Source organism: Minwuia sp., from assembly GCF_048263705.1.
Taxonomy (GTDB): Bacteria; Pseudomonadota; Alphaproteobacteria; order Minwuiales; family Minwuiaceae; genus Minwuia.
Genome location: NZ_JBLXDV010000001.1, coordinates 107,802 through 123,137, shown reverse-complemented (window position 1 = coordinate 123,137; position 15,336 = coordinate 107,802). Strand labels below are relative to the sequence as shown.

General features: G+C 60.5%; 13 protein-coding genes. 7 read left to right on the top strand and 6 right to left on the bottom strand.

Going from position 1 to position 15,336, the window contains the following annotated elements:
* Positions 1–2 precede the first annotated feature (2 nt).
* The 7 genes from asnB (ACN0X7_RS00550) to ACN0X7_RS00520 are packed head-to-tail and all read left to right on the top strand — an operon-like array spanning position 3 to position 8,050.
* Entirely contained in the window at positions 3–1,931 is a 1,929-nt protein-coding gene (gene asnB / locus ACN0X7_RS00550) for an asparagine synthase (glutamine-hydrolyzing) (protein ID WP_417512997.1), read from the top strand.
* A gap of 37 nt (positions 1,932–1,968) precedes the next feature.
* Positions 1,969–2,907, top strand: coding sequence for an NAD-dependent epimerase/dehydratase family protein (locus tag ACN0X7_RS00545; protein WP_417512995.1), 939 nt, complete (start codon positions 1,969–1,971; stop codon positions 2,905–2,907).
* A 4-nt stretch (positions 2,908–2,911) separates the two neighbouring features.
* Entirely contained in the window at positions 2,912–3,844 is a 933-nt protein-coding gene (locus ACN0X7_RS00540; protein WP_417512993.1) for an NAD-dependent epimerase/dehydratase family protein, read from the top strand.
* Entirely contained in the window at positions 3,841–4,698 is an 858-nt protein-coding gene (locus tag ACN0X7_RS00535) for a class I SAM-dependent methyltransferase (RefSeq protein WP_417512991.1), read from the top strand. The genes ACN0X7_RS00540 and ACN0X7_RS00535 overlap by 4 nt, the downstream gene beginning before the upstream one ends.
* 31 nt (positions 4,699–4,729) lie before the next feature.
* Complete coding sequence (locus ACN0X7_RS00530) at positions 4,730–5,812, top strand: NAD-dependent epimerase/dehydratase family protein (RefSeq protein ID WP_417513699.1); 1,083 nt, start codon at positions 4,730–4,732, stop codon at positions 5,810–5,812.
* Position 5,813: 1 nt separating this feature from the next.
* The gene (gene wecB, locus ACN0X7_RS00525; RefSeq protein WP_417512989.1) at positions 5,814–6,860 is read left to right on the top strand and encodes a non-hydrolyzing UDP-N-acetylglucosamine 2-epimerase; all 1,047 of its coding nucleotides are present in this window, start codon (positions 5,814–5,816) and stop codon (positions 6,858–6,860) included.
* Positions 6,857–8,050, top strand: a complete 1,194-nt coding sequence (locus ACN0X7_RS00520) for a glycosyltransferase family protein (protein ID WP_417512987.1) — start codon at positions 6,857–6,859, stop codon at positions 8,048–8,050. The genes wecB and ACN0X7_RS00520 overlap by 4 nt, the downstream gene beginning before the upstream one ends.
* Positions 8,051–8,059: 9 nt before the next feature.
* Here ACN0X7_RS00520 and asnB (ACN0X7_RS00515) read toward each other — a convergent pair whose 3' ends face one another.
* The 6 genes from asnB (ACN0X7_RS00515) to ACN0X7_RS00490 are packed head-to-tail and all read right to left on the bottom strand — an operon-like array spanning position 8,060 to position 15,087.
* Positions 8,060–9,985, bottom strand: coding sequence for an asparagine synthase (glutamine-hydrolyzing) (asnB, locus tag ACN0X7_RS00515; RefSeq protein WP_417512985.1), 1,926 nt, complete (start codon positions 9,983–9,985; stop codon positions 8,060–8,062).
* Positions 9,986–10,025: 40 nt separating this feature from the next.
* Positions 10,026–11,501 carry an oligosaccharide flippase family protein gene (locus ACN0X7_RS00510; RefSeq protein ID WP_417512983.1) on the bottom strand — a complete coding sequence of 492 codons (1,476 nt, stop codon included), beginning with the start codon at positions 11,499–11,501 and terminating at the stop codon, positions 10,026–10,028.
* Complete coding sequence (locus tag ACN0X7_RS00505) at positions 11,488–12,267, bottom strand: hypothetical protein (protein WP_417512981.1); 780 nt, start codon at positions 12,265–12,267, stop codon at positions 11,488–11,490. The genes ACN0X7_RS00510 and ACN0X7_RS00505 overlap by 14 nt, the downstream gene beginning before the upstream one ends.
* The gene (locus tag ACN0X7_RS00500; protein WP_417512979.1) at positions 12,260–12,778 is read right to left on the bottom strand and encodes a GNAT family N-acetyltransferase; all 519 of its coding nucleotides are present in this window, start codon (positions 12,776–12,778) and stop codon (positions 12,260–12,262) included. The genes ACN0X7_RS00505 and ACN0X7_RS00500 overlap by 8 nt, the downstream gene beginning before the upstream one ends.
* Positions 12,775–13,482 (bottom strand): WbqC family protein, encoded by a 708-nt coding sequence (locus ACN0X7_RS00495; protein WP_417512977.1) that lies wholly within the window; start codon positions 13,480–13,482, stop codon positions 12,775–12,777. The genes ACN0X7_RS00500 and ACN0X7_RS00495 overlap by 4 nt, the downstream gene beginning before the upstream one ends.
* Positions 13,483–13,521: 39 nt before the next feature.
* On the bottom strand, positions 13,522–15,087 hold the full coding sequence (locus ACN0X7_RS00490) for a glycosyltransferase (protein ID WP_417512975.1): 1,566 nt from the start codon (positions 15,085–15,087) through the stop codon (positions 13,522–13,524).
* Between the last annotated feature and the right edge of the window lie 249 nt (positions 15,088–15,336).

The following is a 15,336-nucleotide window of genomic DNA, read 5'->3' as shown; positions in this document are numbered from 1 at the left end:
CGATGTGCGGTATCGCCGGCATCGTCGACCTGCAGGGTCGTCCCGTCCCTGACCTGCACCGCAAGCTGTCAGTGATGAGCCGATTGATCGCACATCGCGGGCCCGACGGTGACGGCATCTGGATGGATGAGAAGCAGACGTCCGGCTTTGCGCACCGGCGCTTGAGCATCATCGATCTGACCGACCACGGTGCCCAGCCGATGCAGGCCGCAAACGGCACGGTGATCACCTATAACGGCGAGATCTACAACTACCCGGAACTGACCCGTGCCCTCGCCAGTCACTGGGATTTCCAGAGCGCCAGCGACACTGAGACCATTCTGGCCGCCTATGACCGTCATGGCGCGGACTGCCTGCAGCATCTGCGCGGCATGTTCGCCTTCGCGCTCTGGGATCAGAAGAACCGGACCCTGCTGGCCGCGCGGGATCGCTTCGGAATCAAGCCGTTCTATTACACGCTCGTCGATGGACAGCTGATCTTTGCGTCGGAGATCAAGGCATTGCTGCCAATGCTGCCCGATGTCCGGACGAACGCCAGCGCCTTCGCCGAATATCTGACGTTCCAGTACACCATCGGGCAGGAAACCCTGTTCGAGGGCGTGAAACAGCTTCTGCCCGGTCAGTTCCTGACCGTGCGCAACGGTGAGATGCACATCGCTCGCTACTGGGACGTGAACTACGAGATTGATTTCGAGCACACGGCCACGTTCTTCAACAACCGGCTGGAAGAGCTGGTCGACGATTCCGTCAACATCCACCTGCGCAGCGATGTGCCCGTCGGCAGCTATCTGTCGGGCGGCATCGATTCCAGCCTGATTGCACTGCTGGCGAAGCGGCATGACCCGGCAAACGACCAGGCCTTCCACGGCAAGTTCACCTGCTTCCCCGGATACGACGAAAGCCCACACGCGGAAACCGTAGCCGAAAAGGCCGGTTCGACCCTGCATCAGATCGATATCACAGCAGATGATTTCCGCGACCATATCGACAAGGTGATCTATCACCTGGACGTGCCGGTCGCCGGACCCGGGTCGTTCCCGCAGTTCATGGTCTCGAAGCTGGCCAGCGAGCACGTGAAGGTTGTTCTGGGCGGTCAGGGCGGCGACGAGATCTTCGGCGGTTATGCGCGCTATGTGGTTGCCTATTTCGAACAGGCCATCAAGGCGGCGATCGACGGCACCTACAAGAACGGCAATTTCGTCGTGACACCGGAATCCATCATTCCGAACCTGGGCGTACTGCGGGAATACAAACCCCTGATCAAGGAGTTCTGGCGCGAAGGCCTGTTCGGGGAACTGGATGCCCGTTACTTCCGGCTGGTCAATCGTTCCAACGACATGGACGGCGAGATCGAATGGGAAGGACTGGGCCGGGAAAAGGTCTTCGAGGATTTCCGCGCGATCTTCAACAATGACAACAATGTCCGGAAGGAAGCCTATTTCGACAGCATGACCCATTTCGACTTCAAGTGCCTGTTGCCGGCGCTGCTGCAGGTCGAGGACCGGATGAGCATGGCGCATGGTCTGGAGAGTCGCGTACCCCTGCTGGATCATCCACTGGTCGAATTCGCCGCAACCGTTCCCGCCGACGTGAAATTCACCAACGGCAACATGAAACACATGCTGAAGCAGACCTATGCCGACGTACTGCCACGGAGCCTTCTCGAGCGCCGCGACAAGATGGGTTTCCCCGTCCCTCTGCGTGAATGGTTCTCCGGCGAACTGTCTGACATGGTGCAGGACATATTCCGCAGCACGAAGGCCGGCACACGCGAATTCATCAATCAGGACGCCGTGTTGAAGAATTTCGGCAACGCCAGCCAGTTCTCCCGCAAGACGTGGGGTCTTCTGAGTCTGGAATTGTGGCATCAGCAATTCCATGATAGGGCAGCCGAATATCGACAGATGCTGACATCTGGACCTGCGTCGTGACGCGGGTGTCGAACCTCTATTGCAAGGCGAGGGAAGCATGAAAGCCCTGATCACCGGAGGCTGCGGACAGGTTGGCTCGCACGTGGCCGAGAACCTGCTGGCGCGCGGCGATGACGTTCTGAGCATCGACAATTTCGCCACCGGTCGGCCAGAGCATCTGACGGCCCAGGATCGGCTGACACAGGTCGAAGGGTCGATCGCGGACAAGCCACTGGTCGATCAGTTGATCGGAGACTTCAAGCCCGACGTGATCGTGCATACCGCCGCGTCCTACAAGGACCCGGATGACTGGTACAGCGACACGCTGACGAACGCGGTTGGCGGATCGAACCTGATCAAGGCCGCCAAGGAGAACAATGTCGGGCGGTTCATCTATTTCCAGACTGCGCTCTGCTATGGCCTGAAGCCGATGGAGCAGCCGGTGACGCTCGATCACCCGATTGATCCGGACAATTCCAGCTATTCGATCTCGAAGACCGTCACCGAGCAGTATCTGCGTCTGTCCGGCCTCGACTATGTCACTTTCCGGCTGGCGAACGTCATCGGACCGCGCAACGTCAGCGGACCGTTACCGATCTTTTTCGACCGTCTGAGCCAGGGCAAGCAGTGCTTCGTCACCAAGTCACGCCGCGACTTCGTCTATGTCGGCGACCTGGCGCGCTACGTCGTGAAGGCGGCGGACGGAACCGGTCACGGTGCCTATCATTTCTCGTCGGGGACCGATGTCGCGATCATCGAGCTCTATGATGCCGTGGTGAAGGCGATGAAGCTCAACGATTATCCGAAACCGGATGTGCGCGAGCTGGGACCGGACGACGCCGAGAGTATCCTTCTGGATCCATCGCGCACCTTCAGGGATTTCGGCGATGTGGATTTCACGCCGCTGGAAGAGACCGTGCGCCGGGGTGTCGAGTATTACGCTGAACACGGCGTCCATGGCGGCTACACGCATCTGAAACACGAAGAGAAGAAGTGATCGGATGCGCCTGCTTATCACAGGGGGCGCAGGATGCCTCGGTTCGAACCTGATCGAGCACTACCTGCCGCAGGGTCACGAGATTCTGGTCATCGACAATTTCGCGACCGGACGGCGCGAAGTGGTGCCGGAGATGGACGGTCTGGAAGTCGTGGAGGGATCGGTCGCCGATCCCGTGCTGGTGGACCGCTGTTTTGCAGACTTCTTACCGACACATGTCATCCACAGTGCCGCCGCCTACAAGGAGCCCGACAACTGGCTGGAGGACGCCACGACCAACGTGACAGGCACCATCCATGTCGTGAACGCCGCAGCAAAAGCCGGTGTCCAGAGGTTCGTCAATTTCCAGACAGCTTTGTGCTACGGACGCCCCTCGCAGGTGCCTATTCCCGTGACCGCCCCCACCGCGCCCTTCACCAGCTACGGTATTTCAAAGACAGCGGGTGAGCAGTATCTGGCCATGTCGGATCTGCCCCATGTTTCGCTGCGGCTGGCCAATGTAACCGGCCCTCGGCTGGCCATCGGACCGATCCCGACCTTTTACACGCGGCTGCGAGAGGGCAAGGGCTGCTTCTGTTCGGACACCGTCCGCGACTTCCTCGACATGAGCGATTTCCTGTCGCTTATGGACATCGTGCTGGAAGCGGAAGCGCCGACAGGCATCTTCAACGTCTCGACCGGTCAGGGCCATTCGATCAAGGACATCTTCGACACCGTCGTGGATTATCTGGGCATCAGTCTCGACCAGCCGGTCCCCGTCGTTCCGCCCGGCGATGACGATGTGCCCGCCGTCGTGCTGGATCCGACAGCCACAGAGACCGCGTTCGGCTGGAAGGCGGCTGTGGGCTTCGACGAGACGATCCGGAAGATGCTGACCTGGTATGACAAACACGGCGTCAGCGCGATCTACAGCCATCTGGCCACGCCGGAAAAATGACGCGTACCACTGAATCATCGCAGTCGGTCAGCAACGACGAGGTTCGCTCGTTCTGGGACGGCAACCCGGTCGCCGCCGAAGGCATTGCGGCTGAACCCGGCACACCGGAATTCTACGCCCGCTTCGATGCCATTCGCGAGGATGACGACTGCGAGGCCTACGACTATTCCGACATGATCCATGGCTATTCGACGTCCGCAGGCAAGCGCGTGCTGGATGTCGGTTGCGGCAATGGCTACGTGCTGTCGCGCTATGCCATGCACGGGGCGGAAGTCGAGGGCGTCGACATCACACCCAAAGCCATCGAACTGAGTCGTCGGCGGTTCGAACTGGCCGGTCTGGAGGGTAGTTTTCAAACCACAGATGGCGAGAAGCTGCCTTTCCCCGATAATCATTTCGACATCGCCTGTTCGATGGGGGTGCTGCATCATATCGAGGACCCGTCCCCGATGGTCGCCGAGATGTATCGTGTGCTCAAACCGGGCGGCAAGCTGATCGCCATGCTCTATTATCGCTACAGTTGGAAAACGATTGTGATCATCCGGCTGAAGCGGCTTGTGCATCCGAAGTACCGGGGCAAGACACAGCAACAGGCGCTGAACATGAACGACGGCGACGACTGTCCGCTGGCGCTGGTGTACAGCAAAGCCGAGGCGAAGGACCTTTTTTCGGCTTTCGAACGGCATCGCTTCAGGCTGAACCAGTTGAGCTGGAAGCAACTTCTGCTGATCCCCCCGCTGGCCCGTCTGCTGAAGCCCGTCCTGCCGCGGAGCAGCGACAATTTCTTCGCCCGGCGGCTGGGTTGGAACCTGTATATCGAGGCCTACAAGCCGCTGGATACGACCAGCGGCTGACCTGTCTTCAGACACAAAGAGCAGCACAATGATGGATATAGAGACCGATTTCTCCACCTTCGCGGGCAAGAAGCTGATGGTTGTTGGCGGCGCCGGGTTCGTGGGCAGCAATCTGGTCGCCGCGCTGCTGGACACTGACCCGCGCGAGATCATCATCGTCGACAATCTGCTGTCCTCGGACATCTCGAATGTGCCCGACGACCCGCGGGTGACCTTCGTGTTCGGGTCGATCACAGACGACACGATCCTGAAGGCCCTGCCGGAGGATCTGGATTATGTCTGGCACTTGTCCTGCTATCACGGCAATCAGTCGTCGATCCACGATCCGCTGGCAGACCACGAAAACAACACGCTGACCTCGCTGAAGCTCTTCGAGCGGTTGAAGGACATCAGGTCCCTTACGAAGGTGGTCTACGCTGCGGCGGGCTGCGCTGTGGCCGAGAAGACCTATGACGACGCCAGTGCAACCACGGAAGACGCGCCGGTATCACTGTTCCATGACAGTCCCTACTCGATCTCCAAGCTGGTCGGGGAACTTTATGGCAATTACTACTTCCTGCAGCATCAGCTTCCCGTCGTGAAGGCCCGCTTCCAGAATGTGTTCGGTCCGCGCGAAATCCTGGGGGCAGGACGCTGGCGGGGGACCCCGCACACGGTCTGGCGCAACGTGACGCCGACTTTTGTCTGGAAATCCCTGAACAACGAGACGCTGGGTCTCGACAACGGGGGGCAGACCACGCGCGACTTCATCTTCGTCGAGGACATGGCACGGGGCTTGATGTGCGCCGCCAAACACGGTCAGCCCGGCGAGAACTACAATCTGGCGTCCGGTGTCGAAACCACGATCCGTGAACTGGCGGAGACCATCAATGACCTGACCGGCAACCCGGTCGAGATGGAGATCCGCCCGGCCCGCCCCTGGGACCGGTCCGGCTGCCGCTTCGGTTCAACGGAAAAGTCCCGGCGCGAGATCGGCTTCGAAGCGCGCACTTCCCTGCGCGAAGGACTGGAAAAGACCGTCGCGTGGACACGGCAGAACCGTGAAACCATCGAACGCTGCATGCGCCAGCACGACTACTTCATGACCCACCTCACCGGCGACACGCCGCGTTGATATGACAAAGCGCGTCCTCACCGTCGTCGGCGCACGGCCGCAGTTCATCAAGGCGGCTGCGGTCAGTCGTGCCTTCGGCAGGGTTCAGGGCCTGAACGAGGTAATGGTTCATACAGGTCAGCATTTCGACGCCGGGATGTCGGACATCTTCTTTGACGAACTGGAAATTCCGAAACCGGCGCATAACCTGGACATTCACGGTGGCTCACACGGCGAGATGACCGGCCGCATGCTTGCCGGCCTCGAACATGTGATGCAGGACGAGCGCGCCGATCTGGTGCTCATCTACGGCGACACCAACTCTACGCTGGCGGCCGCTCTTGCCGCGGCCAAGCTCAACATTCCGGTCGCCCATGTCGAGGCCGGCCTTCGATCCTTCAACCGGGCGATGCCCGAAGAGATCAACCGTGTCGTGGCTGACCATGTGAGCAGCCTGCTGTTCTGTCCCACAATTGCGGCCGTCGACAATCTATCCAACGAAGGGATCACGAGCGGCGTGCACAATGTCGGCGATGTCATGTTCGATTCCACGCTGTTCGCGATCGAAAAGGCAAAGCAGCATTCCGATATCCTGCAGACCCTCGCGCTGACGCCCGGCAGTTATGCCCTGGCTACCATCCATCGCGCCGAGAATACCGACAGCGCCGATCACCTGTCCGCCGTTCTTGACTGGTTGAAGGCCGAAGCCGGACGGCGGCCAGTCGTGTGGCCTCTGCATCCGCGCACGCGTGCTGCTGCCGACCGGTTCGGGCTGGATTTCGACGGCATACTGCTTTGCGACCCGGTCGGCTATCTCGACATGAACCGTCTGCTCAGCGGCGCAACTGACGTGTTCACGGATTCAGGCGGCCTTCAGAAGGAAGCCTATTTCCACCGCAAGCCATGCGTCACCCTGCGCGATGAGACCGAATGGGTGGAGACGGTGCAGAACGGCTGGAACCGGCTCTGGCAGAACCCGGACTACCTGCCGCGCAAGGATATTGCAGAGTATGGGGACGGTCGTGCGGCTGACCGGATCGTTGCCGAGATCGACAGGTATCTGGCGTGAAGACCGCCGTTCTCTATTGTGAATACGGCAGCCGCGCGTCCTACTATGATGACTGGCGTGATGCTTTCGTGAATGCACCCGCGTTCGACACGACCACGTTCAACATCGCGGTCGGCGGACCACGGGAAGACTTCATGCGCCGGGTTGGCGAATTCGACCTGATCGCGATGCTGCATTCGGTGAACGCCGATCATCTGCTCTACGCCAACATGATTGTCGGCGCGCTGCAGTCGCGGAAGGGAAAGCTGTTCTCCTTTGTCGGCAACGAGGTGAATCTTCCCGGCGCACCGATGGCACCAAAGATCGATTACCTCACACGGATAAATGCCGATGTCGTCGGGACACAGCTGCTCGCCGAGGCGGGCGCGTTTCTCTATGCGGGGACGGGCGCACGTGCTGCTGCAGTGCCGCATGCGCTGAACCCGGAGGCGTTTCGGCCCGGCCCCCTGGACAACCGCCCCATCGATATCGGACTGCGTTCCTTCCGGTATCCGTCGGTGTTTCTGGGCGACGACGATCGCAACAGGCTGATTGATCATTTCCAACGTCATGGCGAAAATATGGATCTGACACTCGATCTGAGTACAGAGAGCCGGATGGATCGCGCCGAATGGGCGGCCTTTCTGAATGCCAGCAAAGCCACCATCAGCAACGAGGCCGGTGGCTACTGGATCGAACGGGATGATGCGACCCTGAATGCGATCACAGCATGGCTGAAGGCGCGTCGTTCGGGCGGAATCACCATCTCATCCAACTCATGGCTTCGCCGCCTGGCGCACATGCTGCCATGGTCAATGCGTCAGGCGTTGGTCAAGCGTCTGAAATCAGGCCTGATCCGGCACGAGTCGCTGATCGGCGACGAGAAGGATTTCGAAGAGGTCCGGCGTCTGTTCTTCGACACCAAGCCGTTTCCGCCGGAAGTCAGCGGAAAATGTATTTCGTCCAGACATTTCGACGCCATCGGCACCATGACCTGCCAGATCATGATCGAAGGCCGCTACAACGATATCCTGCAGGCCGATGAACACTACATTCCTGTTAAAGTGGACTTGAGCAACATCCACGACGCGGTCGCCCGTATGCGGGACGAAACCGAGCGCAAGGCGATGGTCAGGCGAACGCATGAATACGTCCTGGCCGAGCATACCCACGCCCATCGCATGACCCGGATCGCTGAACTGGTCGCCTGATCGGTCAGATCAGAAGCCGTGGCGTGTCTTCCACGCCTGCAGCATGACCACGTTCCAGATGAAATGATGCAAATGGCCCCGGCCCGCGAGGAAGTCGTCGCGCGCCGACAGAACGATCGCGGCATGGCGCGGCTCCGCAGCAGCATACGCGGAGACGAGGTCACTCATCCAGTCCTTCAGGGGGCCTTTTAACCAGCTTTCGATTGGCACGCCGAAGCCAGCCTTGGGCCGCTCGAACAGGTGCCGAGGAAGGCGCTTGGCCAGCAGATTCCGAAGGACGAACTTGCCTTCACCGTTTCGGATCCGGTGCGCGATGGGCATCGACCAGGCCAGTTCGAACAGCCGGTGATCCAGATAGGGCACGCGCGTCTCCAGAGAGACGGACATGGCCGCCCGGTCGACCTTGTGAAGGATGTCGCCCGGTAGATAGGTGACCGTATCCATCAGCATCATGAATTCAGAGAGCGACAGACCCTGCAGTTCGGCACGTCTAGCCAACGCTTCAAAATGGCGCTCTGACGCCGCACCGCCGACGCAATGCGCATCACGACGCACCAGATGGAGGTAGAGATCCAGATCACGCTCCGCCGCCAGAGCCGCCCCGGCCTTGCTCAGCTTTTCCGTCGGTAGCCGGAGCCTCCCATTGCCTGCAACTGACATGAGTCCGCGCGTCACCCGATCGAACCGGGGCTGGCTTGCAGCAAGCAGTGCCTTGCCCACTCCTTTCCGCAGCGCCGCGGGCAACCGCGATCTGATCCGTTCGTACCGGCCTGCCAGGACATGTCGGTTGTATCCGCCGAACACCTCGTCCCCCGCATCGCCGGACAGAGCAACGGTCACTGAGCGACGAGCCACTGCCGACACCAGATGCGTGGGAAGCTGGGATGAATCGGCAAACGGCTCGCTGTACATGTCCGGCAACCGTTCCACGATGTCCAGTGCATCGGTCCAGTCGAGCATGACTTCGGTGTGGCTGGTGCCAAGATGTTCGGCCACCGCGCGCGCGTCAGAAGATTCGTCATAGGCCTTGTCGGTGAAACCGATGGTGAATGTATTCACCGGCCGGTCGCTTTCTTCCTGCATCAAGGCAACGATCAGGGAGGAATCGATACCGCCGGACAGAAACGCCCCCAGCGGAACGTCGGCGATCATCTGATTGCGGATCACCTGCCGCAGCCGTTGCTCGATCCGATCCTCGATGCCTGTCAGATCGGTGTCCGAACTGCGGGCGGTGGCAGCAACCTCGAACGCGTCCCAGTACGAAACGGGTTGCAGGTCGCGATGGGCCTGATCGAACCTGGCAAATGTACCGGGCGGCAGCTTCCGGACATTCAGGAACGGTGTGTGAGGTTCAGGCACGTAGCTCAGCGCCAGAAAAAGATCGGTGGCATTGCTGTCGCCGTCACCCCGAAATCCGGGATAGGCCATCACCGCGCCCAGTTCGGATCCGAACAGGATCGTGCTACCGACCTGGCCGACATAAAGCCCCTTCTCGCCGAACCTGTCACGGGCCAGATAAAGCGCCTTCTCCTGATTGTCCCAGAGCGCCAGCGCGAACATGCCTTCGGCACGCTGCAGACCGACATGAATGCCGTTGCGTTCGAATATCTCCAGCAGGACTTCCGTATCCGATGTACCGCGCCACCGGACGGGTACGGCCGTTTCGAGTTCAGCCCGCAGTTCCCGGAAATTGTATATCTCGCCGTTCAGGACAATGGTGTAACGACCGCTGTGCGATGTCATTGGCTGCGCACCGGCTTCGGAAAGATCGACAATGGCCAGCCGCGTGTGCCCCAGATGCAGACCGTGCTCAGGCTTGCAGAACGTGCCGTTGCTGTCCGGACCGCGATGATCGATCGTGGCCATCATGCGGGCGAGCGCATTGTCCGGCGGTGCCCCGTCGGGCAGCGTCAGGAACCCTGTTATTCCACACATGGCGCGGCACCGAGTGAAACAAGCTTCGGGCTGAGGAACGTCATAGCCGCGCCACCTTGCCGATCAGGGCGTTGATACGCTGAAGTGCGACCTCTCTTTCCGCCGATGTCACGACAAGAAACCAGAGTGCGGTCCCCGACAGCAGCATGATCGCACCCCCGAAACCGATCTGCGCACCCATGCCGCCCCGCTGACCGAGCAGGAAAAGTGCGGCCCCGGAAGACAACAGAACACCCGTCGCCAGCACGTTGCGCCACCAGTCATGGCGCACGGGCAGGAAATGGCGCCCGGCCAGCCACGCGAGCGCCGCCAGAACGAAGTAGCTCAGGATTGTGGCCAGCGCCGCACCGACGATACCAAGACGCGGGATGAGCCAGAAATTCAGTCCAAGATTGGCGAAGGCCGCGATCCATTCGATCAGCGACTGTAGCCAGAGTTTCCTGTTGTAATACAGACCCGGCAGGAAGATCAGATAGCAGCCCTTCAGCATGAAGCCTGCGGCGACAAGTCCGACGACAGCCCAGCCCGCATGAAATTCAGGTGCCGTCATGAGCGTGACGATCGGTGCGGCGGCGGCGAACATCCCCAGGGTCAGCCAGCCGAAAAGCGCCAGAAAGAGCCGCAGGACCCGGGCGAAGACCTCCAGCGCTTCCGACTGCCTTTCGATATATGACGCGAAAAAAGGCGGCCATGCCGACCCGAACGCACCGACGAAGACAATCATGATCATGCCGATACTGTAGCCGACGGCATAGATTCCCGCCTGGTCGAGGCCGGCCATCCGCTGCAGCATCTGACGGTCGGCATAATCGATCAGCAAAAATGCGAACTGACCAAAAATCGACGGAAAACCGATCGCGATCAGCGGCCAGCACATGGAAATGTTCAGGGCAAACCGCATGCGCGGAGCCACGGTTGCGGCAATCAGCAGAATGGTGAACGCATGCCCGAGCAACGTCCCGAGCAACATCCCCGCCGCCCCCCATTGCAGATGAATGACGAAGACAACACTTGCGAGAAGGCCGGCACCGCTGCCGGCGATGGTCAGCTTCACGAAGGTCATCGGCCGTTGTTCCATGCGCAGGTAGTTCAGAAACGGCTCGGACAGGGTTGCGACGACAAGGCTGGCGAAGGCAATGCGCAGCAGACCAGCATGTTCAGACGTTTCAAAAACGAGTGTGCTGATCGACGGCGAGATATAGAACAGCACGGCGAAATTCAGCGCGCCAATAACCAGCAACACGAGCGCACATGACCAGATGATTGCCTGCCGTGCGGATGCTTCGGCGCGAAAATAGAGCACCGCGATGGAATTGCCAGTGCCGAGGCTGAAGATCGTCGACAGTCCGATCTGAACCACGCCCACAAGCGCCAAAACGCCATATTCGACGGGTGTCAGGACATCGGTAAAAAAGGGTAGCAGAAGAAACGCCAGAAATCTCTGCACGACACCGCCGACGCCATAGACGACCGAGCTTGAAGCGAGTTGGCCCAGACCGACCCTAGCGGGTTCCATTGATGCCGCTACCCACGTTCTCGCGTCCTGACCGTCCAAGAATGTGATCGTAGTCCGCCCGGATCCGGTCGGCCCTGCCCTGAATCGCGCGGTCGATCCGATCCGACGGCGTCATCACCTCCGGCGTCCACCAGACGGGATGAGTCAGGAGATGCAGTTTCTCATGACCTTCACCGATCACCTCTCCCATTGGGCGGAACCGCCAGTATCCGTTCGAATCGGAGCAATAGGTGTAATCGCGGCGCAACGGCCCGCTGTAGGCACTGCACAGCCCCCCAATTTCCTCGTCTTCGAAGTCCATCAGATTTGAGAGGCTCGGATTGTGCCAGCTCACGACTCGAACCGGATGTTCCAGGATGGTCTCGAGCAACGCCTTTTCCTTCTTCAGCGTCGCTACCAATGTTGTTCTCGTCCAGGTCGTGTCGCCAAATCGGGTGCTGTCGAAATGCAGACCGATCTCGTGCCCCAGATCACGGATGCCGCGCAGAAGGTCCGAGATGGCTGGTTCCAGAACATTGTAGAAGTCGCATCGCGGATTGACGAGATAGGTGGCAAATGCCCCCTCTTCCGCCTCGATCTGCGCAAGCCGCGCCGCGCGATGTACCGACATGTCGATATCATGGCGCCAGATCACATGCCGGTCGTCTGCTGCATCGCCATAGGCCGCGAAGCGATATCCGCCTCGCGCCAGCGCCTTGAGCAGGGTGCGAAAGCCATCCTCGGTGAAGTCCTGAAAGTCGGACAACTGCCAGTCCCGCTCAGACATGGTCCCGGAGCACCGCCATGATCAGCCCGTCCCGCCATTGCCCGTCGATGAAATAGGCGCGCCGTTTCGTGCCTTCGATCTGCAGCCCGGCTTTTTCATACGCACGGATGGCACGCGCATTGTCTGCGAAGACAGTCAGCCACACACGCTGCAGGTTTCGATCGTGGAAGGCATATTCCACTGCCAACCGAACCGCCTCGCTTCCGGCCCCCTTGCCGCGCTCGCCTTCTTCGCCGATGCGAATGATCAGTTCAGCGGACCGGTGGACCGGATGCAGGTCGATCAGTTGAACCATGCCAAGCAGCCGCTCTCCGGTTCCGTCCCGAATGGCGAAAACAACCCGCGCGGGGTCGGCACCCAGAGCCGCCATCCAGGCTTCGTGTCCAGGCTGGTGCACGGGGCTGTAGGGCGCGTTCATCCGCACCGTCTCGGGCGTATTGATCCATCCGAACAAGGTTTCCGAATCCGGACTTCGCATCTCGGTCAGTGCTACGATGTCACCTTGGATCATTGGTCCCCTGCCTGTTCGCGCGCTGAGAGCGGGCTGCCGTCCCGCATAAGGTAGTCAATCACCGACAGACCGGGAAGGTAGCTCTCGGCAGGGCCGTACGGCGCGGGACTGAAGTTCTGGTAAACCAGGTCAACGCCCTTCTCAGCGAACAACCCGTCTTCCTGATATCCATCCGCACCGCCCCCCGCCAGATAGGCGTCGCCGCCTGCGGACTTGACCAGTGCAATCAGAAGCGCGGTCGCCTTGCCCTCGACGGCCATTTCCGACTGACGCACGAAGGTCGCCTGACAGCCAAGATGACCTGCAAGAGTCTTGATTGCTGCGATGTTGAAATCCGCCAGACCTGCGGGACCATCAGCGATCAGGGGTTCCAGCAGGGCAAATGCATCATCGAAATTCGGACTGCGTCCATAGCTGGCGCGCAGCGTCTTCAGCAACTTCTTCCGCCAGGGCTGCCGATCATCAATCTGGTAGGCGTTGATGGGATGATTCGCGCCCAGCCGCTGCAGCGGGCAGTTGATCCAGTGCGGCTGTCCCTGGACATCGATGCGCACGCGATTGGTCCATGACCCCATGCCCTTCGACCCGGATCGAGGGTAATCGACCGCATCCAGAAAAACGAAAGTGTCCGCGCGCCGGATCTTGTCGAAATAGCCCAGCCACGGAAAGAAGTTCGGCTGATGGATGGCGACGATATGGGTCATGAGCCGAGCGACTAGCCTATCCGATGGTCTGCCACAAGCTCAGTCCGCCCAGTCGTGGGGATAGAGCTCTTCCGCCTCGGGCGGCAGCCCTTCGCGAATACGTTCGATCACCCTTTCGTAGCGCGCGGCACAGGCATCCGACGAAAACCAGGCGACGGCATATTTCCGGGCGCGCGCGCCGAACATGTCGCGCAGTTCCCGATGCAGCACAAGCTCCCTGAGTCGCTCGTGCAGACTGTCCTCGTCGGCATCGATCAACGGCGCATCGGCGATGGCACGCAGCGGTGACTGCGGTGCCGCCTGATTCGCATCCAACCGGCAGATCGTCGGTCGCCCCAGCATCATGGCTTCGCGGGCATTCGCGCCATAGCGGCCATAGTTGAGCTGGTCCACGACAATATCGGCCTGCACCTGCAGGAACCGGACATGCGAACTGGGAATGTCATGCGCAAAGATCAGGCGAACGGGCAATCCCTCCTGTTTCAGCCGTTCGATCGCGGCGAAAACGGCTCCGGTACCCTTGATGTCCCGGCCTCCGTGCCTGCGGGCCTGATAGTTGCCGACCGCGTGATAGATCAGGATCTCGTCAGGTGCCCGATCGATTCGCATGTCTGCGGACACGTCTATTCCGGGTGACCAGCGTGCGGCATCAATCGCCGTTGCCACGGGGCCATAGACCGTTTTTGGCGTCACCCGCTCGGTCGTCGCCAGGTCCGCCTCCAGGCCGATCCAGTCACAGATGTGCAGCAGCTTTCGGTTCCACGCGCCATTCAGGGCATCGCTGCAGACGTCCGGGCGCTTCTCCCAGACGCATTTGCTGCACAGGCCACCGGTCAGGTCACGCACCGACGACTGCAACCCGCCATCCATGCAACCGCTCGGCATGTAGCCGATGACGGTCCGGTGACGTCGCAGTTCCAGAAAATCCCATGGGAGCTGTGTCGGTCGCGCAGACCGTTCAAAGCTGCGGGGATTGAAACTCGCATTGCCAGACCCGTAGAAATGCATCGCGCCAAAACGTTCCGGCACCGTCTGGAAGAAGGCGCTCAGCTTCTGATCCATGACCGCCGGGTCCGGGTCGAACAGGTTCATGTCCTCGCCGTGATAGAATTGCTGACTGGCGGACTGCGGCGATTCAACCGAAACCGTCAGTGTCTCCCACCCGCGCTGCTTCAGACCATCGGACAAATGATTGAAGTGATAATAACTGTTGTGCAGGAAAAGCGCGGTCCGCTGCCGGACCTGCGCCGGAAGCAATGGCGGCAGCACGTCGGGCTGATTGAACGGGAATATCGATCGGTCGTGGCCGCCGTCGCCCGCCGCGGCATGAAGGTCGAGCAGATGAGGTTTGCGGATCAGTTCCGACAGATGATCGAAATAGCGTGCCGTCAAAATGCCCTCGGTGCACCGGTTCTCCGAAAACCACGCACACGCGTCACCGGGAGCGCGTCTGATTTCCTCCAGCAGCCAGTCGGCGCGCTGATAGCTGCCATCCATGACAATCACCAACTCATCCACGGCGTCATCGCGAATGTGACGCATGATCAGAAGCGGGTCTTCGCCACGCCCTGCCTCATCCCCGTGGTTTTCACCGAACGCAAACATCAGAAGCGTCCGATTGCGGATCGCCAATGCGATTCGCGCTCCGGCAATGGCGGACACGAGCGCGGCCACGCCCGGTTCGCTGATAGCCCGCAACCGTTCGCGAAAATCGGCTGCTGAAGCCTCTCCACCTGCTGCCAGCCAGGCCCGAACGCGGCGGCGGTCGGCCTGGCGCGCGATCCCACGCGACAGGGCAACTCGACGACCATGCAAGCGCCCGGGCAGCCGCTGTGCGCCACGCATCAGCAAGAG

Coding starts and splice junctions, on each gene's coding strand:
- ACN0X7_RS00500 (WP_417512979.1), bottom strand. CDS start 12,778: ATGATCCAAGGTGACATCGTAGCACTGACCGAGATGCGAAGTCCGGAT.
- wecB (WP_417512989.1), top strand. CDS start 5,814: ATGACAAAGCGCGTCCTCACCGTCGTCGGCGCACGGCCGCAGTTCATC.
- ACN0X7_RS00510 (WP_417512983.1), bottom strand. CDS start 11,501: ATGGAACCCGCTAGGGTCGGTCTGGGCCAACTCGCTTCAAGCTCGGTC.
- ACN0X7_RS00490 (WP_417512975.1), bottom strand. CDS start 15,087: ATGTTTGCGTTCGGTGAAAACCACGGGGATGAGGCAGGGCGTGGCGAA.
- ACN0X7_RS00540 (WP_417512993.1), top strand. CDS start 2,912: ATGCGCCTGCTTATCACAGGGGGCGCAGGATGCCTCGGTTCGAACCTG.
- ACN0X7_RS00535 (WP_417512991.1), top strand. CDS start 3,841: ATGACGCGTACCACTGAATCATCGCAGTCGGTCAGCAACGACGAGGTT.
- ACN0X7_RS00495 (WP_417512977.1), bottom strand. CDS start 13,482: ATGACCCATATCGTCGCCATCCATCAGCCGAACTTCTTTCCGTGGCTG.
- asnB (WP_417512985.1), bottom strand. CDS start 9,985: ATGTGTGGAATAACAGGGTTCCTGACGCTGCCCGACGGGGCACCGCCG.
- ACN0X7_RS00545 (WP_417512995.1), top strand. CDS start 1,969: ATGAAAGCCCTGATCACCGGAGGCTGCGGACAGGTTGGCTCGCACGTG.
- ACN0X7_RS00505 (WP_417512981.1), bottom strand. CDS start 12,267: ATGTCTGAGCGGGACTGGCAGTTGTCCGACTTTCAGGACTTCACCGAG.
- ACN0X7_RS00530 (WP_417513699.1), top strand. CDS start 4,730: ATGGATATAGAGACCGATTTCTCCACCTTCGCGGGCAAGAAGCTGATG.
- asnB (WP_417512997.1), top strand. CDS start 3: ATGTGCGGTATCGCCGGCATCGTCGACCTGCAGGGTCGTCCCGTCCCT.